We start from the raw sequence: 18,318 nt of genomic DNA, 5'->3' as shown, positions 1-18,318 counted from the left end.
TGACGCCGTCACTGGGAAGGTAGAGGGAAATTCAAGGAATTGCAGGTTCCGGCAGGCTGTGGCGGCAACGCGACAGCCGTGCGGAAAAAGTGGTTACCTAACCAGTTTCGCGCTGTAACAAACATTATCGTAAGTACGCAAATATTCCATTACTGAGGTTTGCTGGAATGCCAGGTAGGTTTGCCGCAAGGAAAATTATTCGAGCCGCGGCCTCGGTTTTGTCTCCTATTGCCCACGCGAGCGTCGGCCGGCATGAAAGAATGCGCGGCATGAACGACGCCTTCTTTCCGATGGCTCCGGGCCAGCTCGCCGGTTTACGCGTGCTGGTCGTCGAGGACCGCCCCGAAGACCGCATGCTGCTGGTGGATTTTTTGACCAGTCAGGACTGCCGGGTCTATGTGGCCGAGGATGGCAACGACGGCTATCGCAAGGCGCAGCTGGTGCAGCCGGACATCATCCTGATGGACGTGACCATGCCGGTCTGCGACGGCTTGGCCGCCTGCCGTCTGCTGAAGGCCGACCAGGCCACGCGCGCCATTCCCATCATCTTCCTGACCGCGGCAGCCTTGCCCAGCGAACGGGTGGCCGGGCTGTCGGCGGGCGCGGTCGATTACGTGGCCAAGCCGTTCGATTTCGAGGAAGTGCGCCTGCGCCTGCTGATTCATCTGCGGGTGGCGTCGACGCCTGCGTCTTCGCCGGCTCAGGCCGCGCCCGAGACAAGTGCCGAAGACGGCACCTCCGCCGCCGCGGCAGGGGCCACGCTGGACGGCGTTCTGTTTCGCGCCGCGCGCAAGCTGCTGCGCGAACGCTTGGACCACACGCCCGAACTGATGGCGCTGGCCCAGGCGCTGAACACCAACGCGCGGCGGCTGAACCAGGCGTTCCGGCGCTGCGCGGGCACCACTGTCTTCGAGTTCCTGCGGGAAGAGCGCATGCGCGAGGCGCGCCGGCTGCTGTGCGAGACGGGCCTGGATATTCAGGCCATTTCACAAGCGGTGGGCTATGGCAACCGCGGCAATTTTTCCACCGCTTTCCGCGAGCGCTTCGGCATGCCGCCGACCGCCTTGCGCCAGGAATTTGATCCTCATGCCTGATCGTCGCCTGGGCTTGCCGGGCTGGCTGCCGGTTTCGTTGCCGTTGCCGTTGCGGTTGCTGTGGTCGTTGCCGTTATTGCTGTTGGCCCTGTCATGCCTGCTGCTGCCCGCGCCCGCGCAGGCGGCCGAAGCCGTGCAACCCACGCAATCCGCGCAATCCGCGCAATCCGCGCAACCCGCGCAACCCGCGCAACCCGCGCAATCCGCGCAACCCGCCCAACCCGCCCAACCCGCGCAACCCGCCGTGGACCTGAGCGCCGTGACCGGCAGGCTGCACCTCAACCATGAATTGCTGGGTATCGAGGACAAGACCGGTAAGCAGGACGCCAGCCAGATGCTTGACGGCCCCTGGCAACCCGTGACCCCCGCCTGGCTGAACCAAGGCTTTTCCGCATCGGTGTTCTGGCTGAAGCTGGACGTGCAGAATCCCACCGAAGGCTTCCTGGAGCGCTGGCTGTCGTTCGGCGTGCCCCGGCTGGAAGATGTGCGGTTCTATCTGTATCCCGACGGTCAGCGGCAACCGTACAAAGTCTTGCTGGCCGGCAACCGCGAGCCGCTCGCCTTGCGTGAAGTGCCGTCATCCGTGTCCGTGGCGTCGTTGCTGCTGACCCCGGGTGAGCGGATGACGGTGCTGGTGCGGGTGCAAAGCCGCTCGGCCATCAGCATGGAGCCCACCTTGTGGACGCCGGGGGCGTTCGTGGGGGCGGCGCAGCGCGGCACGCTGATCCTGGCGCTGTTGATCGGCGCGCTGCTGATGGTGGCCATCTACACCGGGGTGCTGGGCGTGGCTCAGCGTGATCTGGTGTTCCTGCTGCTGGCCGCCGCCATCATTACCGAAATTCTCTACAGCATTTCTTTCCAAGGCTTGCTGTACCGCTACGTGCTCACGGGCGGAGGCGAGGCGGTGCTGCGCGCGCCCAGCGTGCTGGGCACGCTCGCCGCTACCGTGTTTGGCTTCTCGGTAATGTTGTTTGCCGACTTGCATCGGGTGCGGCTCTGGCGCTGGGTGTATGGCGCGCTGATCGTCATGGGCCTTGCGGGCACCGTGTGGGCGGCCGTGGGCAATTACCGCGTCAGCGCGCAGGCGTTGGTCGGGCTGGTTTTCCTGTGGGGCTTGGTCTGGCCTGTTTCCATGGCCGACGGCTGGCGGCGCGGGCATGCCAATGCGCGGATCTTCCTGCTGTCCTTCGCGGTGTATTGCGCCTGCCTGTTCCTGCGGCTGGCCTTCATCCATGGGCTGCTGCCCGGGCGCTGGGAAGGCGGGCCTGAGGTGGCTTGGGATCTGTTGTCGGTCTCGCTGATGCTGGCCGTGCTGGTGCATGGCCGCACGCGCCAGCATCGCCAGGAAAAGCTGGCGGTGCAGCGCGAACTGACCGAGGCGCGCGAACGCGAACACCAGCGGCTGGACCAGGCCGTCACCGAGCGCACGAAGGCGTTGCAGGCGGCGCTTATCCAGGCCGATGAAGCCGGCCGCGTGCGCCAGGACTTCCTGGCGCGCATCAGCCATGACCTGCGCACGCCGCTGACGTCGATCATCGGTTTTGCAGACCTGATCCAGGCAGGCGGCCGCGATGATGCGCCGCGCGGCGCGATCATTCGCCGCAGCGCCGACCACATGCTGGGCATGGTCAATGATCTGATCGACTACGCGGCCGGCGCGGGCGGCCAGGCGCTGCGCTTGTCGCCCGAATATGTGCACGCGTTGCTGGATGCCGTGGCCAAGGAATCCGCCCCGATCGCCGCCCGGCAAAACAACCAGTTCGTGCTGCGGGTGTCGGAGTCGGTGCCGGCCGTGTTGGAAATGGATGGCAAGCGCGTGCGGCAGGTGCTGTCCAACCTGATCGACAACGCCGCCAAGTTCACGCGCGGCGGCGTCCTGACCTTGACGGCCGACTACACCGCGCCCGCCGCGGGCGAGGCCTCGGGGCGGCTTGCGCTGTCGGTGCGTGACACCGGCTGCGGCATAGCGCCGCAAGACCAGCAGCGCATTTTCGAACCCTTCCAGCGGCTGGCGTCTGCGGATAACCAGCCGGGTGTCGGGCTGGGGCTGCCCATCGTCCAGCAATGGGTGCTGCGCATGCAGGGCCATATCCGCGTCGAAAGCCACGTGGGGCTGGGCACGTTTGTCTGCGTGACGATACCGGTCAGGAAGATGGATGAGTCCGGCATCTCGCACCACTACATTGCCGCCGCGCCGCATGTCTTGCCGTCGCTGGATGGAGCGGGCATGCATCTTTGGCTGGCTGAAGATACGCCAGAGATCCGTGAGTTCCTGGTCGAAGAACTGGCCAGCATGGGCTTTCAGGTGCATAGCGAGGCCGATGGCCAGGGCATGGTCGCGCGCATCCAGGCTGACGACGCCCGCCGGCCCGACTTGATTCTGACGGACCACCGCATGGAAGGCGTCGACGGTTCGGCGGTGCTTGCCGCCGCCCGCGCGCGCTGGCCGGACCTGCCGGTTGTCGCGGTGTCGGCAACGCCGCACAACACGCTGGGCCTGGGCGGTGAAGACTACGACGCCAGCTTGCTCAAGCCCATCAGCCTGGTCGAGCTGCGCCATGTGTTGGCCAAGCTGTTGCATCTGGCGATCAAACCATCGGGCAACGACGCCGAGCCGGCCACGCTGCAAGCGCCGCATTTGTCAGGCGCGGAGCTGGCGCAGGTGCAATTGCTTCTGGACAGCGGCGCTATTTCGGACCTGATCGACTGGGCGCGCGCGCTCCAGACGCGCGACCCGGCGTTTACGGACTTCAGCGAACAACTGCGGCGCATGGCGAAACAGGGCGACATCGGCGCGATTCGCAAGCTGTGCGAGACGATGGGCGAGGCATCGGGTCAGGAATAGTCCAGGGTGACGTCATTCAGACTGCAATTTACCCGCGTAGTCAGACTGCACAGATAAATTGCGGTCTGACTGCACAAAAGTCCACGACGCTGGGCAAGCAGGGCTCGGAAGACCTGGTCTGGGGCTTGCCGGTGCAGGTGCCCGAGGGCAGGTAAAAGGCGACAGAACGGGTTTCGGGGACGGAGTTCCGGGTGCGCCGCAGCAAAGCGCCCGCCAGAGGGCGTATTATTTGCATCCATCCGGCGACCAAGCACCTGATTGATCAATGCGCCCGACCTGGATACGCGCGCATTCCACGGAACTCCGTTCATGAAGACCATTAGCAAATCGAGCAAGCTGGCTCACGTCCTGTACGACATTCGCGGCCCCATCATGGATCGGGCCAAGCAAATGGAGGACGAAGGCCAGAAGCTCATCAAGCTGAACATCGGCAATCTGGCCGTGTTTGGTTTCGATGCCCCCGAGGAAGTCCAGCAGGACATGATCCGCAATCTGCCGAACTCGGCGGGTTATTCGGACAGCAAGGGCATCTTCGCCGCGCGCAAGGCGGTCATGCACTACACCCAAGCGCAGGGCGTGGAAGGCGTGACGCTGGAAGACATCTATTTGGGCAACGGCGCGTCCGACCTGATCGCGATGGCCACCAACGCGCTGCTGGACGATGGCGATGAGCTGCTGCTGCCCGCGCCCGACTACCCGCTGTGGACGGCGGTGACGAGCCTGTCGGGCGGCACGCCCGTGCACTATCTGTGCGACGAGGCCAACGGCTGGATTCCGGATCTGAACGACATCCGCGCCAAGATCACGCCGCGCACCAAGGGCATCGTGGTCATCAACCCGAACAACCCGACCGGCGTGATCTACCCCGATCACGTGCTGCAAGAAATCATCGCCATCGCGCGCGAGCACGGGCTGGTGATTCTGGCGGACGAGGTCTACGACAAGGTCCTGTACGACGACGCCACGCACACCGCGATGGCTAGCCTGTCCACCGACGTGCTGACGCTGACCTTCAACTCGCTGTCCAAGAGCTATCGCGCTTGCGGCTACCGCGCCGGCTGGCTGGTGGTCTCGGGCGACAAGCGCGCTGCCCGCGACTACATCGAAGGCCTGGACATGCTGGCCAACATGCGTCTGTGCGCCAACGTGCCGGGGCAGTGGGCCATCCAGACCGCGCTGGGCGGCTACCAAAGCATCAATGACCTGGTGTGCGAAGGCGGCCGTCTGCGCCGTCAGCGTGACCTGGCTTACGAGCTGATCACCGCCATTCCAGGGGTGACCTGCGTCAAGCCGCAAGCCGCGCTGTACATGTTCCCGCGGCTGGACCCCGAGGTCTATCCCATTGAGGACGACCGCCAATTCTTCCTGCAACTGCTGGAAGTGACGCGGGTGATGCTGGTGCAAGGCACGGGCTTTAACTGGTCGCGCCCGGATCACTTCCGCATTGTGTTCCTGCCGCACGAGACGGACTTGCGCGAGGCGGTTGCCCGCATCGCCAAGTTCCTGGCCGATTACCGCGCCAAGCATGCCAACAAGTCGCTGGCCTCCGTGGAGGCCGAGGCGGCCGAGAGCGCGGATGATTTGCAGCTTGAGCGGGCGAAGAAAACGGCGTAGTGGAAACTGCGTCAACGCAAGGGCGTCGCGGGGTAGCAGCTACCCTTCGACGCCCTTCTTGTTTACCTCACATCCACTGCGTGACGCCGCTTAGCCAACAGCCCTGCGCGTCGCCGCGCGCACGCAGCTGGATGGCGGAGGGCGACCCCATCGCCACGCCCTGGCGCACTGTGTAGACCTCACTCGCCGGCACGCTGCCGGTCTTGTTCAAGTAGCCCCACAAAGCTGCTGCCGCGATGCCGGTGGCGGCGTCTTCGGGGTAGCCGGATGCCTTGGGAAATTGCCGCGCGCTGGCGCCGTCGTCGCTCAGCGCGTAGGGATACAGGCCGGTCGATTCGATGGCTTCGCATACCTCACGCACCGCGCTGAAGTCAGGCGCCAAGGCGTTCAGCGCCGCCACGCTGGGCAACCGGATCAGCGTCTTCACGCGGCTGGTGCTGGCGTTGATCATGTGCAGGCCCGGCAGATCGGGATCAATACGCAGCACCGCCGCAATCGCGCGGTATTGCTCTGCCGTCAGTTCGGACGTGGTGACGGCGGGCTGCGAGACCCAGGCGCGGTCGCGGGCGCTGTCCCATTCAATGTCCACGCTGCCGCTCAGCGTCTGCACGCGCGCAGACGGCGTCGTCCAATAGCCCCATTGGCGCAGCGCCCACAGCGTGCCCACGGTGGCGTGGCCGCACATTTCCATTTCATGGCCCGGCACGAAAAAGCGCAGCCGGCACAAATGGCCTTCGCGCTCGGCCGGCACCACAAACGATGACTCATGGCCGTGATGCGCCGCCAGCGCCTGCATGTCGCTGGCCGCCATGCCTTCCGCGTCAAGCACTAGCGGCACGGGGTTGCCGCCTTGCGCCGCCTGGGCGGGGTCAACGAACACGCGTAGCAAGGCCGCCTCGCCGGCAGGCGGCGGGGCAGGGGGGCGAGGGGGGTGAAGGTCAGTCAAACTGGACTCCGGTAGTGGTGATGAGCTCGCCCCAGAAGGCGAGGTCGTGAGAGACGGTGCGGCTCAAGGCCTCGGCCGTGTCGGGGCGCACATCCACGCCCTTGGCCGCCAGGTCTGCGGCGATGGCCGGATCGCGCAGCACGGTGTTCAGCGCAAGATTCATTTTTTGCACGATGGCGGGCGGCGTGCCTTTGGGAAAGGCCAGGCCATACCAGAGCGACTGCGTATACGTCGGCATGCCCTGGGCGGCGAAGGTCGGCACGTTCGGCAGGATGGGGGTGGCCTGGGTGGTGGCCACGGCAATCAGCTTGCCGCTCTGCACGAAGGGCGCCAGGCCCACGGGGTTGTCGAACATGATGTCGACCTGGCCGCCGATCAAATCCGTATAGGCGGGCGCCGCGCCGCGATACGGCACATGCGTCAGGTCCAGCTGCTTGTCTTTCTTGAACATCTCGCCCAGCAGATGCGACACGGTGCCCGCGCCCACCGATGCATACGTGCCGCTGCGGCGTGCCTTCAGCGCATCGATCAGCGCGGGCAGCGTGCTGGCCTTCAGCGCCGGCTGCGCCGCCAGCACATAGGGCGACGTGCCGATGAAGCCGATGTAGTCGAAGTCCTTCTCCGGGCGGTACGGCAGGTTCTTGTACAGGTTGGCGCTTAGCGCCGTGGTGCTGGTTGTGACGGCCAGCGCGGTGTAGCCGTCGGGCTTGGCGCGGGCGGCCTGGCCCGAACCCACCGTGCCTCCCGCGCCGCCCGCGTTCTGGATGATCACGGTCTGCTGCAGTTGACGCGTCAGCGCCGGTTGCAACGTCCGCACCACCAGATCCGTTCCGCCGCCAGCGGGGAAGGGCACGATAAGGGTGATCGGTTTGTCAGGCCACGCGGATTCGGCCCCCGCGTGGGCGGCAGGCAAGAGCAGCAGGGCGGCGGATAGCAATGCAGACGGCAATGCGCGATTCATGAAATTCCCCTTGTATGTAATGGATTGAATGACCCGATCGTAGGGAGCCGCCGGCCCGGCGGCGAACCACCACGCGACAGCGGCTGATCCCGCATGCGACAGCCCGAACGCGGCGCGGGCGGCGGGCTTGCGTCAAAGCCGCCGTGCGCGGATACTGGCCAAACGCCTATTTCTTGCCGCCGCCGGGAATCCCGCTGGCGAACATCACGCCCCGCACGCCCCTCATGACGCGTTCCGTCCCGCTTTCTTCCAAACAGGATCTGATCGCCCAGACTGGCTTCGCCCTGGCGGCCAGCCGCCAGCCGCGCTACGCCTTTCACTGGCACGAGCACGACTGCGCCATGCTGCTGTGGCCGCGCGCAGGCGCGCTGGATAGCGCTTGGCAAGATGAAGAAGGGGCGCGCCGCCGGTGCCGTCTGGTTCGTGGCCAGGCGCTGCTGCTGCCGTCTCACGTCGAACACAGCACGCGCGCCGAGAGCGTCGCGCAGCAGCACGGCGAACTTTATCTGGCTCCGGAACTGTTGCGCGCTTGTCAGGCGGGGGGCGTCCTGCAGCTGGACGGCGCGGCGCAGGCCATGCTGGATGCGCTGTGGAAACCCGCGTTGTCGGCGTCGGCGCTGCCCATGCTGGTCGAGGCCTTGATCGCCCAGCTTGACGCCAGCCACCGCCAACAAGCCCAAACCCGCGCGTTGCAGGCGCCGTTGCCCTTGGCGCGGCAATGGATGGAGCTGTTGCGCGCCCGGCTGGAAGAGGGCCAACCCTTGCCGGCCATCGCCGAATCCGCCAACGCGCTGGGCGCCACCACTCGCACTTTGCAGCGGGCCTGCCTGGACGCCTATGGCCAATCGCCCATCGCCTTGCGCCGCAAGGTGCTGGCGCAAGCCGCGCGGCAACGGATCGCAATGGGCGAACCGGTTGCGAGAGTCAGCGCCGAATTGGGATTTTCCAGTAGCGGACACTTGGGCAGGCTGCTGCGCGCGGTGGAAACCTAAACCGCCGTGGCGGGCTGGGGGGACGCGTGGCCCGGAATGGATGCGACGAGCTCGCGCGTGTAGTCGCACGACGGCCGCAGGAACACATCCCGCGCCGCGCCAATCTCTACCACCTTGCCCCGCTGCATCACCGCAATGCGATGGCATAGCCGCGCCGCCACACGCAGGTCGTGCGTGATGAACAGGATGCTCACGCCCAGCCGTTCGCGAATCGATTCAAGCAAGTCCAGAATCTGCGCCTGCACCGACACATCCAAGGCCGAGACCGCTTCGTCGGCAATCAGAATTTCCGGTTCCATCATGAGCGCCCGCGCGATCGACAAGCGCTGCCGTTGCCCGCCCGAGAACTCGTGGGGAAAGCGATCCAGCGCACTCGCATCCATGCTGACCAGCGCCAGCATGTCGAGCATGCGCGCATGAACCTGCCTGGGGTCCGCGCCAAAATTCAACGGGCCTTCGGCCAGCGTGCGGCCCACCTTGCGGCGCGGGTTGAAAGAACGGAACGGGTCCTGGAACACCATCTGCACGCGCTTGCGATAGCTGCGCGCCTCGCGCGTGCCCAGTTTTCCCACGGCGTTGCCGTCAATGAAAATCTCACCCGAGGTCGGCGTGGCGAAGCGGGCCAGGCACCGGCCCAGCGTGGTCTTGCCGGAACCCGATTCGCCCACAATGCCCAACGTTTCGCCGCGCGCCAGTTGCAGCGACACGCCGCCCAGCGCATCGACGCGGCGGCGCTTCGACTTGAACATCGATTTGGTTTCGAAGCGCAGCGTCAGGTCGCGCACTTCCAGCACGGGCGGGTCGGAGGCGGGCAATGCCTGGGCGCGGAAATCTCCGCGGGGGCGCGCGGCCAGCAAGCGCTGCGTGTAGGGGTGCTGGGGGCGTTCCAGCACATCGGCAGCCGCGCCTTGTTCAACGATGCGGCCTGCCTGCATCACGATGACCCGGTCTGCAATTTCGGACACCACGTCGAAATCGTGCGTGATGAACAGCACGCCGTTGTCGTGGCGGCCACGCAGGTCGTTCAGCAAGCGCAGCACCTGCGCCTGCGAAGTCACGTCCAGCGCGGTGGTGGGTTCATCGGCGATGATCAGGCCGGGCTCCATCACGAGCGCCATCGCGATCATCACGCGTTGGCGCTGGCCGCCCGACAACTGATGCGGATACGCATACTGAAGCTTTTCGGGGTGCGGCAGCCGCACGTCGGAGAGCAAGTCCAGCACGCGGCGGGCGACGGCGTCGCGGCTGAGCCCCTTCGCATGGAACTCGAACACCTCTGCAATTTGGTCGCCGACGCGCATCAGCGGGTTCAGCGCCGTCATCGGCTCCTGGAAGATCATGGCCATGCGGTTGCCGCGCAGCTTTTGCAATTCGTCACGTCCGGCGTGCGTGATGTCGCGGCCGGCCAGCAGGATCTGGCCGCTTTCCAGCGTCAGCACGCCCTTGGGCAACAAGCCCATCACGGCGCTGGAGGTCACGGATTTGCCCGAGCCGGATTCGCCCACGATGCAGACGATTTCACGTGCATGGACGGTGAACGATACGTCGTCCACGGCATAGCGGCGGTCACCGCCACCGGGCAGACGCACCTTCAGGCTGCGAATGTCCAGGATGGGCGAGGCGGACGGCATGGCTTGCGGCCGGGTTGCTGGGTTCATGGCGTCAGCTCTTGGTTTTGCGTGAAAGACGGGGGTCAAGGCGGTCGCGCAGCGCGTCGCCGAACATGTTGACGGCCAGGATCAGCAGGGCCAGGAACACGCCCGGCACCAGCACAATCCATGGCGCGCGCTGAAAGAACGGGCGGCCTTCGGCAATGATGCTGCCCAGGCTGGGAATCTCGGGCGGAAAGCCCAGCCCAAGAAAGCCCAGCACGGCTTCGGTCAGGATGGCCGCGGCGCAGACGAAGGTGGCTTGCACCACCAGCGGGTTGATGGTGCTGGGCAGAATGTGCCGCCACAACACCTTGAGCGCGGGCGTGCCGGAACCGATCGAGGCTTCGACGTAAGGTTCTTCACGCACCGACAACACGACGCTGCGCACCAGCCGCGCCACGCGCGGAATCTCGGGGATAGAAATGGCGATGACCATCGTGACGATGTTGGCGCCGCCCAGCGCCACCATGGCCACCGCCAGCAGCAGGCCGGGAATGGCCATGATGCCGTCCATCAACCGCATGACGGGCGCGTCCAGCCGCCGCACATAGCCCGCAGCCAAGCCGATGACGAGCCCCGCGACAATCGCAATGAGGCTGACCAGCGCCGCCAGCGTGATCGACAGGCGGCCGCCATACAGCACGCGCGACAGCAGGTCGCGGCCCAGCGAGTCCGTGCCCAGCCAATACACATCGGACGAGCCCTGAAGGCGTGCGCGCGGCGTCAGTGCGCCGGGGTCATGAGACGCCAGCAGCGGCGCGCCGACGGTGAGCGCCACCAGCAGCAACAGCAGCAGCAGCGAGCCGAGCATGACGGGGTCGTGGATGACGGCGCTTGCGGCTTGACGCCAGCGCGAAGGCGGCGGCGCGGCGGGCAGGGCAGAGGCGGGAGAGGTTGACATCAGATAACTCCGGATCGTCCGCGGGTCAGTAGCGGATACGGGGATCAAGCACGACGTAGGCCATGTCGATCAGCAGATTGACGAACACGTAGATGAACGAGAAGAACAGAATGGTTCCCTGCACCACGGGGTAGTCACGGGCCAGCACCGAGTCAACGATCAGCCGGCCCACGCCCGCGATGTTGAAGATGGTTTCGGTGACCACCACGCCGCTGATCAGCGTGGTCAGCGCCACGCCCACGATGGTGACGATGGGAATCGCGGCATTGCGCAACGCATGGCGAAACAGCACAAAGCGTTCGGTGACGCCCTTGGCCCGCGCCGTGCGCACAAAGTCTTCGCCCAGCACATCCAACAGGCTGGCCCGCGTGATGCGGGTGATCAGCGCCACAAACACCATCGCCAGCGTTACGGTGGGCAGCAGCAGGTGCTGCGCATACCGGCCCACGCCATCGGCAAGCGGCGAATAGCCCTGCACCGGCAGCCAGTTGAGCTTCACCGAGAACACCAGAATCAACAGGTACGCCACGACGAACGCCGGCACAGAAAACGCCAGCACCGCGCCAGCCATGATGCCGCGATCCGCCAGGCCCCGATGCCGCCATGCCGCCAGCACCCCCAACGGTATCGCCGTGGCGATGGTCAGCAGGATGGCCCACGCGGCCAGCGAGAACGTCGGGCCCAGCCGCGCCTTGATGAGCGTGGTGACGGGCTGCTTGGATTGGATCGAATGGCCCAGATCCCCTTGCACCAGCGCGCCCATCCAGCGCAGGTATTGCGTGCCGATGGACTGGTCCAGGCCCATCTCTGTACGGATTTGCGCGATGGACGCTTCGCTTGCCATGTCGCCCGCAATGACGCGGGCAGGGTCGCCCGGCGCCATGCGCAGCATCAGAAACACCACCGTGGCCACGATGAGCATCACCGGAATCGCCGCCAACAGGCGCTTAAGGATGAGTTCAATCATGGCGTGCTACCAGAACAGCGGGATCTGCGCGTCCGTCATGCGTCCCAGCTTGGCGGCGTTGTAGCCCTTCATCTTGGAATACGTGCCCAGCGGAATGAAGAACACCTGGTCGTAGTTGAGCTTCTGAATTTGCAGGGCGATGTCCTTTCTGCGGGCCGGGTCGTCCGTTTCCGCAAATTGGTCGCGCAGCTTTTCCATCTGTTCGCTCTTGGACCAGCCGACATAACCCGCCGTGCCGCGCCCATCCAGGTTGGGATTGGTCAGTGGGTTCATCAGGTCCAGGCTGGTGAAACCCGTCTGGAAGATGCTCCAGCCGCCTTCTGCCACCGGGTCTTTCTTCGAATAGCGCGACAACAAGGTCGCCCAGTCCATGGACTGGATTTCGACGTTCATGCCGATGGTCTTTAACGCTTGCGCGGTCACGGACGCCAGGCTGGCCAGCACGGGCAGGTCGGTCGGATGCAGAATCACGACCTTGCTGCCGTCGTAACCGCTGTCTTTCAACAGCGCCTTGGCGTGCGCCAGGTCAGGCTCTTTGGTTTGCGTGGCGCCGTCCTCTGACGCGTAGGGCGAATTGCAGCTCAACACCGCGCCGCACAGCTTGACCATCTTCTCGTCGCCAATCTGCGCGGCAAGATAGTCGCCTTGATACACGGCGGCGAGCACGGCGCGGCGCACCTTCACGTTGTCAAAGGGCGGTTGCAGCCAGTTCATGCGCATCGTGAAAATGTTCGTGCTGTCGCCATAGGACTTCAGCGCCACGCCCTTCGCGTCCGCCAGCTGCGGCAGAAGATCCGGCGGCACGTCTTCAACAAAGTCGATCTCGCCGCGGCGCAGCGCGTTGACGGCGGTCTGCGAGTCAGAGATGTTGACCAGTTCCAGCCGGTCAACGACGGCGACCTTGGCGCCGGCGAATCCGCTTGCCGGTTCCTTGCGCGGCACATAGTCCGTGAACTTCACGTAGGTGGCTTTCACGCCGGGCTGGAAGTCCGCCGCCACGAACTTGTACGGACCCGAGCCGATCACTTCGGTGATCGTCTGCGAGACCGGCACGGACGCGATGCGCTTGGGCATGATGAACGGCACGGGCGACGCGGGCTTGGCCAAGGCGTCGATCAGCATGCCGAACGGCTGCTTGAGGTGGAACACGATGGTCGTGGCATCGGGGCTTTCCAGGCTGCGGGTGGCGGCCATCAGGCGCAGGCCCAGCACATCGCGTTCGGCCCAGCGCTTGAGCGAGGCCACGACGTCTTCACCCGTGACCGGTGAGCCATCATGGAACTTCAGGTTTGGGCGCAACGTCAGCGTGACGGTCAGCCGGTCGGGGCTTTCCTGCCAGCTTTCCACCATTTCCGGCTGCGGCTTGCCATTGGCGTCCAGCGCGAACAGCGTGTCGAACACCATGTAGCCGTGGTTGCGGGTGATGTAGGCGTTGGTCAGGATGGGGTCGATCACGCGCAAGGGCGCCTGCATGACGATCTTGGCGGTCGTTTCGGCGTGCAGCGTGCTGATGGGCGCAAGCGTTGCCGTCAGTGCGGCGGCGCAAAACAAGGCGGGGGCAAACGCGGCGGGCGCGCGGACGCGTCCCAGGCCGGGATTCAATTTTTTCATACCGATACCTTCAAGGTGAGGGTGAATCAGGCGAAACGGGGCAAGGCTCGGCGGCGAGCCTTGCCGATCAGCCGAACTGCGGTCTGCGTGCGGCCCACGGGGCCAGGCGCTCAAGCTGCGCCGAGAGTTCAAGCACGATGTCTTCACGCCCGAAATGGCCGATCAACTGCGTGGCGACGGGCAAGCCGTTGGCCGTCCACGACAGCGGCAGGCTGGCGGCGGGCAATCCCGCGCCATTGATGACGGGAAGAAAGGTGGAATACGTTGCTGCACGCGCCCGGTAATCGCGAAAACCCAGGCCGTCGGACGTGTTCAATGCCAGGTAGTCGAGCTTGCAGGGAAGCTGCGCCAGCGTCGGCGTCAGCAGCACATCCACGTCAGCCATGGCGGCGGCAAACGCGCGCCCCACGGCATGCAGGCGTGATACCGCGTCGATGTACGCCACGGCGTCGAGCCCCTTGCCGACGTGATAGCCGTCGAGAATGACGGGTTCAAGATCGCCATCGCGCAACGCGCGGCCAAGCAGCTTCAGGCGCGCGTCCACGGCCACGACGATGTTGCTGGCCAGGATGCTGCCGTGCGCATGGACGAAGCCGTCGTAGTCGATGACGGGCAAGGGCGCTTCGAACACCTTGTGCCCCAGGCGCTCAAGCAGCGTTGCGGTATGCGTGACGGCGGCGTCGCACTCTGGCGCAATCGTGATGCCATTCCAGCCGTTGCGCAGGATGCCCACGCGCAGCGGCCGAACGGCTTGTTCGCGTACCGCATCGATGAACGAACGCGGCTTGGGCGGCGAGCCATACGGCGCGCCGGGCTCGTAGGCGTCGATGCTATCCAGCGCTGCGGCCGTGTCGCGCACGGAAATGCTTAGCACGCCATCTGTCGACATGCCGGCCCATCCTTCGCCGCGCATTGGCCCCATCGGCACGCGGCCCCGCGAGGCCTTCAATCCGAACACGCCGCAGCAGGCGGCCGGAATGCGGATGGAGCCGCCGCCGTCGCTGCCGTGCGCCACCGGTACGATGCGCGCGGCTACGGCCGCTGCCGCGCCACCGCTGGAGCCACCCGCCGAGCGGGTGCGGTCCCAAGGGTTCAACGTGGCGCTGCCGTTGCGTACGGCTTCGGTGGTGCCGGCCATGCAGAGTTCCGGCACGGTCGTGCGCGCAAACGGGATGAAGCCCGCCGCTTCGAATCGGTTGGCGACGGTGGCGGCATACGCGTAGGTGGTGTCGTTGAACAACGCCGAGCCAATGCTGGACGGAAACCGCTGGTGGGCGAAGCCGGAGTCCTTCAGCAGAAAGGGAATGCCGCGAAACGGGCCGCGTGGAGTCCAGTCGGCCGCGATGCGGCGCGATTCGTCGTAGCGCGGGTAGGTGATGGCGTTAAGCGTGGGATTGCGCGCTTCGGCCAATGCGATGGCGCAATCCATGAGCTCGGCGGACGTGGCCTCGCCGCGCTCGAGCAAGTCGGCCAGCGCAAGGCCGTCCAGGCGCTCGTAGTCGGTGGTTTGCATGTTTCCCCTTGTATTTGCTGCCTGTGTCGTTCACGGCAGATGCAAAGTCTAGGGATGCATGTGGCAGGGGCCAAACCCGGATGCGACAGTGCGCCCGTCCCAAATGCGACATGCCCAAGGACGTTGGGGAAAACTCGGGGGGCCTTTGAAACCTACAGCGCGGGCTTGAACACCATCAGGAAATACACGGCCACCATCGCCAGAAACGCCGGGTAGCCCAGGCCTTCCCACCACCGCGCAAAGCGCCAGTAGCGTGCGGGCAGCGCCGTATCGCCGGCCGTGTGCGCAGCGCCCGCCATCTTGGCCATTTCGTATTGCAGCCACACCACCGGCAGCCAGCACACGCCTGCCAGCAGATACAGCGCAATCGACGCCAAGATCCACGGCGTGTTCCATTGCCAGCCGGCCGCGTGCGCCAGCCACAACCCCGACAAGGGCTGGATGACGACGGCGGGCGTGGTGAACCACAGGTCGGCGCGCACCACCAGTTTCGACACCGCGCTGATTGCCGGGATGTTGCCGGTGCGGTTGGCGAAGAACAGATAGAACGCCGTGCCAAAGCCCGTGCCTACGAGCAGCACCGACGAGAGAATGTGCAGGGTCTTGATGGTCAGGTACGGGTTCATGGCTTGGGTTCCTCGGTAAGCAGAATGAAGAGCAGCGCGACGACAGCGGCGTTTTTCAGGACCGGGCCGAACGGGTGCGACAGGAATTCGGGCAAGGCCACGGCGATCACGGCCGAGTACCCCAGCACCAGCGCCAGCTGCGCGGCCCACAGGCGCCGGCCGGGCCACCAGAGCGTGGCCACGCCGAAGGCGAAGTCCAACCCGGCCGCCAGATACAACGCCGCTACCGCCGCGCCGCCATGCAGGCCGACCGGTTCCAGCAGCTTCACGCTGCCCGCAACGGGATAGAGCCAGACGCTGCATATCGCCGTCCAAAACCAGATCAGCGCCAGCGCACCGCGCAGCAGGCCGGGGCGCCAGGCCGCCAGCGCCTGGTGGCGCAGCGCCAGCGCATCGGCAGGCGCGATGAAGGATTCAATGCCAGCGGGCGGGCGGCCCAATGCGTGAGTGGTGGTGGCGGCGTCGGCGGTGTTGCCGGCGCGCAGCATTCGCCAGGTGTCGCGCGTCAGCAAAGAGCCGGGAAGCCGGTTCAGCAACACCGCGCCGGTTGACACCAGCCAGGCTGGCACGGGCACCTGCGATGCGGGCGCGAACCCCATGGATGCCCGGTACGCCGCCAGCATCTGGCGAAACGCCACCTCGGTGCCGCCGACCAAGTCGAGCACGGCAGGGCCATCAGCATCGCCACGCAGCAAGCGGACGACGATCTCGGCCAGTTCATTCACATGGATCGGACGGAGCCGCTGGTGACCGCCGCCGGGCAGCAGATGGATAGGCATTGTTGACAGCGCCCGGAAGAATCGCGCCGATGCGCCGTCGACGCCATACACCAGCGCCGGCCGCAGGATGTGGTGCGCGATGGGCAGCGACTGCAAATAATCGTCGGCGGCGCGCTTGCTTTGGAAGTAGGGCGTATCGCCATGCTCGGCGCCCAGCGCCGACAGTTGCACGATGTGCCGGACGCCCGCGCGCTGGGCGGCATCGAACAAGGCAATGGGCGCGCGCTGGTGGACGTTGTCAAACGTGGCGTGGGCGCTTTCAATCAGGATGCCAACGGCGTTGATGACCACATGAATGCCGCGCAGCCGATCCGTCCAGGCGGCCGGGTCGGTGTCCGCCATGTAGTCGATGGCGATTTCGTCCGGCCCGGTTGGCACGCGCACGCCTTTCAGCACGCGGTGGCCGTCGCGCGCCAACGCCTCGCATAGGGCACGTCCTACAAAACCGCGGGCGCCGCAGACCAGGATGTTCATGCCGTTGCCTCGTTGGAGTAAGCCGTTCATGGCGGTTATGAATGCAGGTGAAGAATGCAGGTGAAGAATGCGGATTCAAAGATTCTTCGGTTTCTGCAATTTCTGTACAGACAGAAATTGCGAATTAAAAAAAGGGCGCGGCTTTTCACGCGCCCTGGGTGGCTAGGCCTTGCCGCGCCGCATGGTCTTGCTGATCTTCGCGCCCATGCCCAGCGTCTTCATCAAGGTTTCGGGTTTCATGCGTAGCATCTCGTCCGACCACGTCGTCAGGATTTCCAGGAATTCCAGCGTCTCGCGCACGCGTTGCTCGGTGGCGCGGCTTTCGTTTTCGATTTCGGGGCTGGCCAGGCTGTCGCGCAGCATGGTCAGCGTGGGGTCGATCTCGCGTTGCCGGCGGCCTTCGACGATCAGCTTGAACAGCTCCCAGATATCGGTCGACGTTTCAAAGTGGTCGCGCCGGTCTTCCATTACATGCACCACGCGCGCCAGCCGCCAGGCCTGCAACTCCTTCAGGCTGTTGCTGACGTTCGAGCGCGCAACGCCCAGCGTGTCGGCAATTTCTTCAGCGGGAACGGGACGGCCCAGCAGATAGAGCAGGGCGTGGATCTGGGCGACCGTGCGGTTCACGCCCCAGCGCGAACCCATTTCGCCCCAGTGCAGGATGAATCGTTCGGCGATGGGTGTGAGTGTCATGGAAGCCACTGTAGGAGGTTTCTGTTATTTCTGTCAAGACAGAAATAACAGAAACCAACTATGCTGCCCGGCATCGCAATTTACCCAGATGCCGGACCATGAAGACAACGATCATTCTGTTGCGCGGGGTGATGCCAACGGGAAAGAACAAGGTGCTGATGGCGCCGCTGCGTGAGGCGCTGGAGGCAGCGGGCTTGCACAATGTGCGCACATACATCCAAAGCGGCAACGTCATTGCGTCCACCAAGCTGGGTCAGGCGTCCGTTGAAGACCTGGTGCATCGCGTCATCCACGAGCAGTTTGGCGGCGATATCAAGGTCTTGGCCCGGCCGCCGTCCCATTTGATCGATGCGCTGGAAAACAACCCGTTCAAGCGGGAAGACCCCGCCAAGCTGTACTTCACGCTGCTTGCCTCCCAACCGGAAGGCGCCATGCTGTCGTCGTTCCACGGGCTGAGCCACGCGCCGGATCAGGTGCAAGTGGTGGGGGACATGGCCTATGTGTTGTGCGCCACGAAATACAGCGATCTGAAGGCTAACAACAATTTCATCGAACGAAAGCTGAAGGTGGCCGCCACCACGCGCAACTTCAACACGATGTCGAAGCTGATTGCGCTAAGCGCGGCTGGCGAATAAGCCCGAGGGATAAGT

General features: G+C 65.1%; 15 protein-coding genes. 5 read left to right on the top strand and 10 right to left on the bottom strand.

What is annotated here, in order from left to right; all coding sequences use genetic code 11:
* Positions 1–260 precede the first annotated feature (260 nt).
* The 3 genes from HV765_RS15410 (at position 261) to HV765_RS15400 (ending at position 5,553) form a co-directional block, all read left to right on the top strand.
* On the top strand, positions 261–1,094 hold the full coding sequence (locus tag HV765_RS15410) for a response regulator transcription factor (protein ID WP_054423052.1): 834 nt from the start codon (positions 261–263) through the stop codon (positions 1,092–1,094).
* Positions 1,087–3,939, top strand: coding sequence for a hybrid sensor histidine kinase/response regulator (locus HV765_RS15405; RefSeq protein ID WP_175170232.1), 2,853 nt, complete (start codon positions 1,087–1,089; stop codon positions 3,937–3,939). The genes HV765_RS15410 and HV765_RS15405 overlap by 8 nt, the downstream gene beginning before the upstream one ends.
* Positions 3,940–4,248: 309 nt before the next feature.
* On the top strand, positions 4,249–5,553 hold the full coding sequence (locus tag HV765_RS15400) for a pyridoxal phosphate-dependent aminotransferase (protein ID WP_175170231.1): 1,305 nt from the start codon (positions 4,249–4,251) through the stop codon (positions 5,551–5,553).
* Between the two features lie 67 nt (positions 5,554–5,620).
* Here the strand turns inward: HV765_RS15400 and HV765_RS15395 are convergent, their stop codons facing one another.
* Positions 5,621–6,499 carry a PhzF family phenazine biosynthesis protein gene (locus tag HV765_RS15395; protein WP_175170230.1) on the bottom strand — a complete coding sequence of 293 codons (879 nt, stop codon included), beginning with the start codon at positions 6,497–6,499 and terminating at the stop codon, positions 5,621–5,623.
* A complete protein-coding gene (locus tag HV765_RS15390; RefSeq protein WP_254600592.1) occupies positions 6,492–7,460 on the bottom strand; it encodes a Bug family tripartite tricarboxylate transporter substrate binding protein in 969 nt (322 codons plus the stop codon). Before HV765_RS15390 ends, HV765_RS15395 begins: the two co-directional genes overlap by 8 nt.
* Before the next feature lie 224 nt (positions 7,461–7,684).
* Here HV765_RS15390 and HV765_RS15385 point away from each other — a divergent pair, with 224 nt between their 5' ends.
* Positions 7,685–8,452, top strand: coding sequence for an AraC family transcriptional regulator (locus HV765_RS15385; RefSeq protein ID WP_054423349.1), 768 nt, complete (start codon positions 7,685–7,687; stop codon positions 8,450–8,452).
* Here the strand turns inward: HV765_RS15385 and HV765_RS15380 are convergent.
* The 8 genes from HV765_RS15380 to HV765_RS15345 form a co-directional block, all read right to left on the bottom strand.
* Positions 8,449–10,110 carry an ABC transporter ATP-binding protein gene (locus HV765_RS15380; protein ID WP_254600591.1) on the bottom strand — a complete coding sequence of 554 codons (1,662 nt, stop codon included), beginning with the start codon at positions 10,108–10,110 and terminating at the stop codon, positions 8,449–8,451. The genes HV765_RS15385 and HV765_RS15380 overlap by 4 nt on opposite strands.
* Positions 10,111–10,114: 4 nt before the next feature.
* Positions 10,115–11,005 (bottom strand): ABC transporter permease, encoded by an 891-nt coding sequence (locus HV765_RS15375; protein ID WP_082387052.1) that lies wholly within the window; start codon positions 11,003–11,005, stop codon positions 10,115–10,117.
* A gap of 25 nt (positions 11,006–11,030) precedes the next feature.
* On the bottom strand, positions 11,031–11,972 hold the full coding sequence (locus HV765_RS15370; RefSeq protein ID WP_054423042.1) for an ABC transporter permease: 942 nt from the start codon (positions 11,970–11,972) through the stop codon (positions 11,031–11,033).
* 6 nt (positions 11,973–11,978) lie between these two features.
* The gene (locus HV765_RS15365; protein WP_175170229.1) at positions 11,979–13,583 is read right to left on the bottom strand and encodes an ABC transporter substrate-binding protein; all 1,605 of its coding nucleotides are present in this window, start codon (positions 13,581–13,583) and stop codon (positions 11,979–11,981) included.
* A 67-nt stretch (positions 13,584–13,650) separates the two neighbouring features.
* A complete protein-coding gene (locus HV765_RS15360) occupies positions 13,651–15,096 on the bottom strand; it encodes an amidase (protein WP_175170228.1) in 1,446 nt (481 codons plus the stop codon).
* A 152-nt stretch (positions 15,097–15,248) separates the two neighbouring features.
* On the bottom strand, positions 15,249–15,722 hold the full coding sequence (locus HV765_RS15355; RefSeq protein ID WP_175170227.1) for a DUF2269 family protein: 474 nt from the start codon (positions 15,720–15,722) through the stop codon (positions 15,249–15,251).
* Positions 15,719–16,975 (bottom strand): SDR family oxidoreductase, encoded by a 1,257-nt coding sequence (locus tag HV765_RS15350; RefSeq protein WP_175170226.1) that lies wholly within the window; start codon positions 16,973–16,975, stop codon positions 15,719–15,721. Before HV765_RS15350 ends, HV765_RS15355 begins: the two co-directional genes overlap by 4 nt.
* Before the next feature lie 162 nt (positions 16,976–17,137).
* Positions 17,138–17,668 (bottom strand): GbsR/MarR family transcriptional regulator, encoded by a 531-nt coding sequence (locus HV765_RS15345; RefSeq protein ID WP_175170225.1) that lies wholly within the window; start codon positions 17,666–17,668, stop codon positions 17,138–17,140.
* A 98-nt stretch (positions 17,669–17,766) separates the two neighbouring features.
* Here HV765_RS15345 and HV765_RS15340 point away from each other — a divergent pair, with 98 nt between their 5' ends.
* Complete coding sequence (locus HV765_RS15340; RefSeq protein ID WP_175170224.1) at positions 17,767–18,303, top strand: DUF1697 domain-containing protein; 537 nt, start codon at positions 17,767–17,769, stop codon at positions 18,301–18,303.
* Positions 18,304–18,318 lie beyond the last annotated feature (15 nt).

Source organism: Achromobacter kerstersii (assembly GCF_902859595.1).
Taxonomy (GTDB): Bacteria; Pseudomonadota; Gammaproteobacteria; order Burkholderiales; family Burkholderiaceae_B; genus Achromobacter; species Achromobacter kerstersii.
This window is presented reverse-complemented; position numbering and strand designations above follow the sequence as displayed.

Bases quoted from the DNA above. Each gene is read 5' to 3' on its own strand.
- HV765_RS15340 (WP_175170224.1), top strand. From the start codon at position 17,767: ATGAAGACAACGATCATTCTGTTGCGCGGGGTGATGCCAACGGGAAAG.
- HV765_RS15390 (WP_254600592.1), bottom strand. From the start codon at position 7,460: ATGAATCGCGCATTGCCGTCTGCATTGCTATCCGCCGCCCTGCTGCTC.
- HV765_RS15400 (WP_175170231.1), top strand. From the start codon at position 4,249: ATGAAGACCATTAGCAAATCGAGCAAGCTGGCTCACGTCCTGTACGAC.
- HV765_RS15385 (WP_054423349.1), top strand. From the start codon at position 7,685: ATGACGCGTTCCGTCCCGCTTTCTTCCAAACAGGATCTGATCGCCCAG.
- HV765_RS15350 (WP_175170226.1), bottom strand. From the start codon at position 16,975: ATGAACATCCTGGTCTGCGGCGCCCGCGGTTTTGTAGGACGTGCCCTA.
- HV765_RS15410 (WP_054423052.1), top strand. From the start codon at position 261: ATGCGCGGCATGAACGACGCCTTCTTTCCGATGGCTCCGGGCCAGCTC.
- HV765_RS15355 (WP_175170227.1), bottom strand. From the start codon at position 15,722: ATGAACCCGTACCTGACCATCAAGACCCTGCACATTCTCTCGTCGGTG.
- HV765_RS15380 (WP_254600591.1), bottom strand. From the start codon at position 10,110: ATGAACCCAGCAACCCGGCCGCAAGCCATGCCGTCCGCCTCGCCCATC.
- HV765_RS15405 (WP_175170232.1), top strand. From the start codon at position 1,087: ATGCCTGATCGTCGCCTGGGCTTGCCGGGCTGGCTGCCGGTTTCGTTG.
- HV765_RS15375 (WP_082387052.1), bottom strand. From the start codon at position 11,005: ATGTCAACCTCTCCCGCCTCTGCCCTGCCCGCCGCGCCGCCGCCTTCG.
- HV765_RS15370 (WP_054423042.1), bottom strand. From the start codon at position 11,972: ATGATTGAACTCATCCTTAAGCGCCTGTTGGCGGCGATTCCGGTGATG.
- HV765_RS15345 (WP_175170225.1), bottom strand. From the start codon at position 17,668: ATGACACTCACACCCATCGCCGAACGATTCATCCTGCACTGGGGCGAA.
- HV765_RS15365 (WP_175170229.1), bottom strand. From the start codon at position 13,583: ATGAAAAAATTGAATCCCGGCCTGGGACGCGTCCGCGCGCCCGCCGCG.
- HV765_RS15360 (WP_175170228.1), bottom strand. From the start codon at position 15,096: ATGCAAACCACCGACTACGAGCGCCTGGACGGCCTTGCGCTGGCCGAC.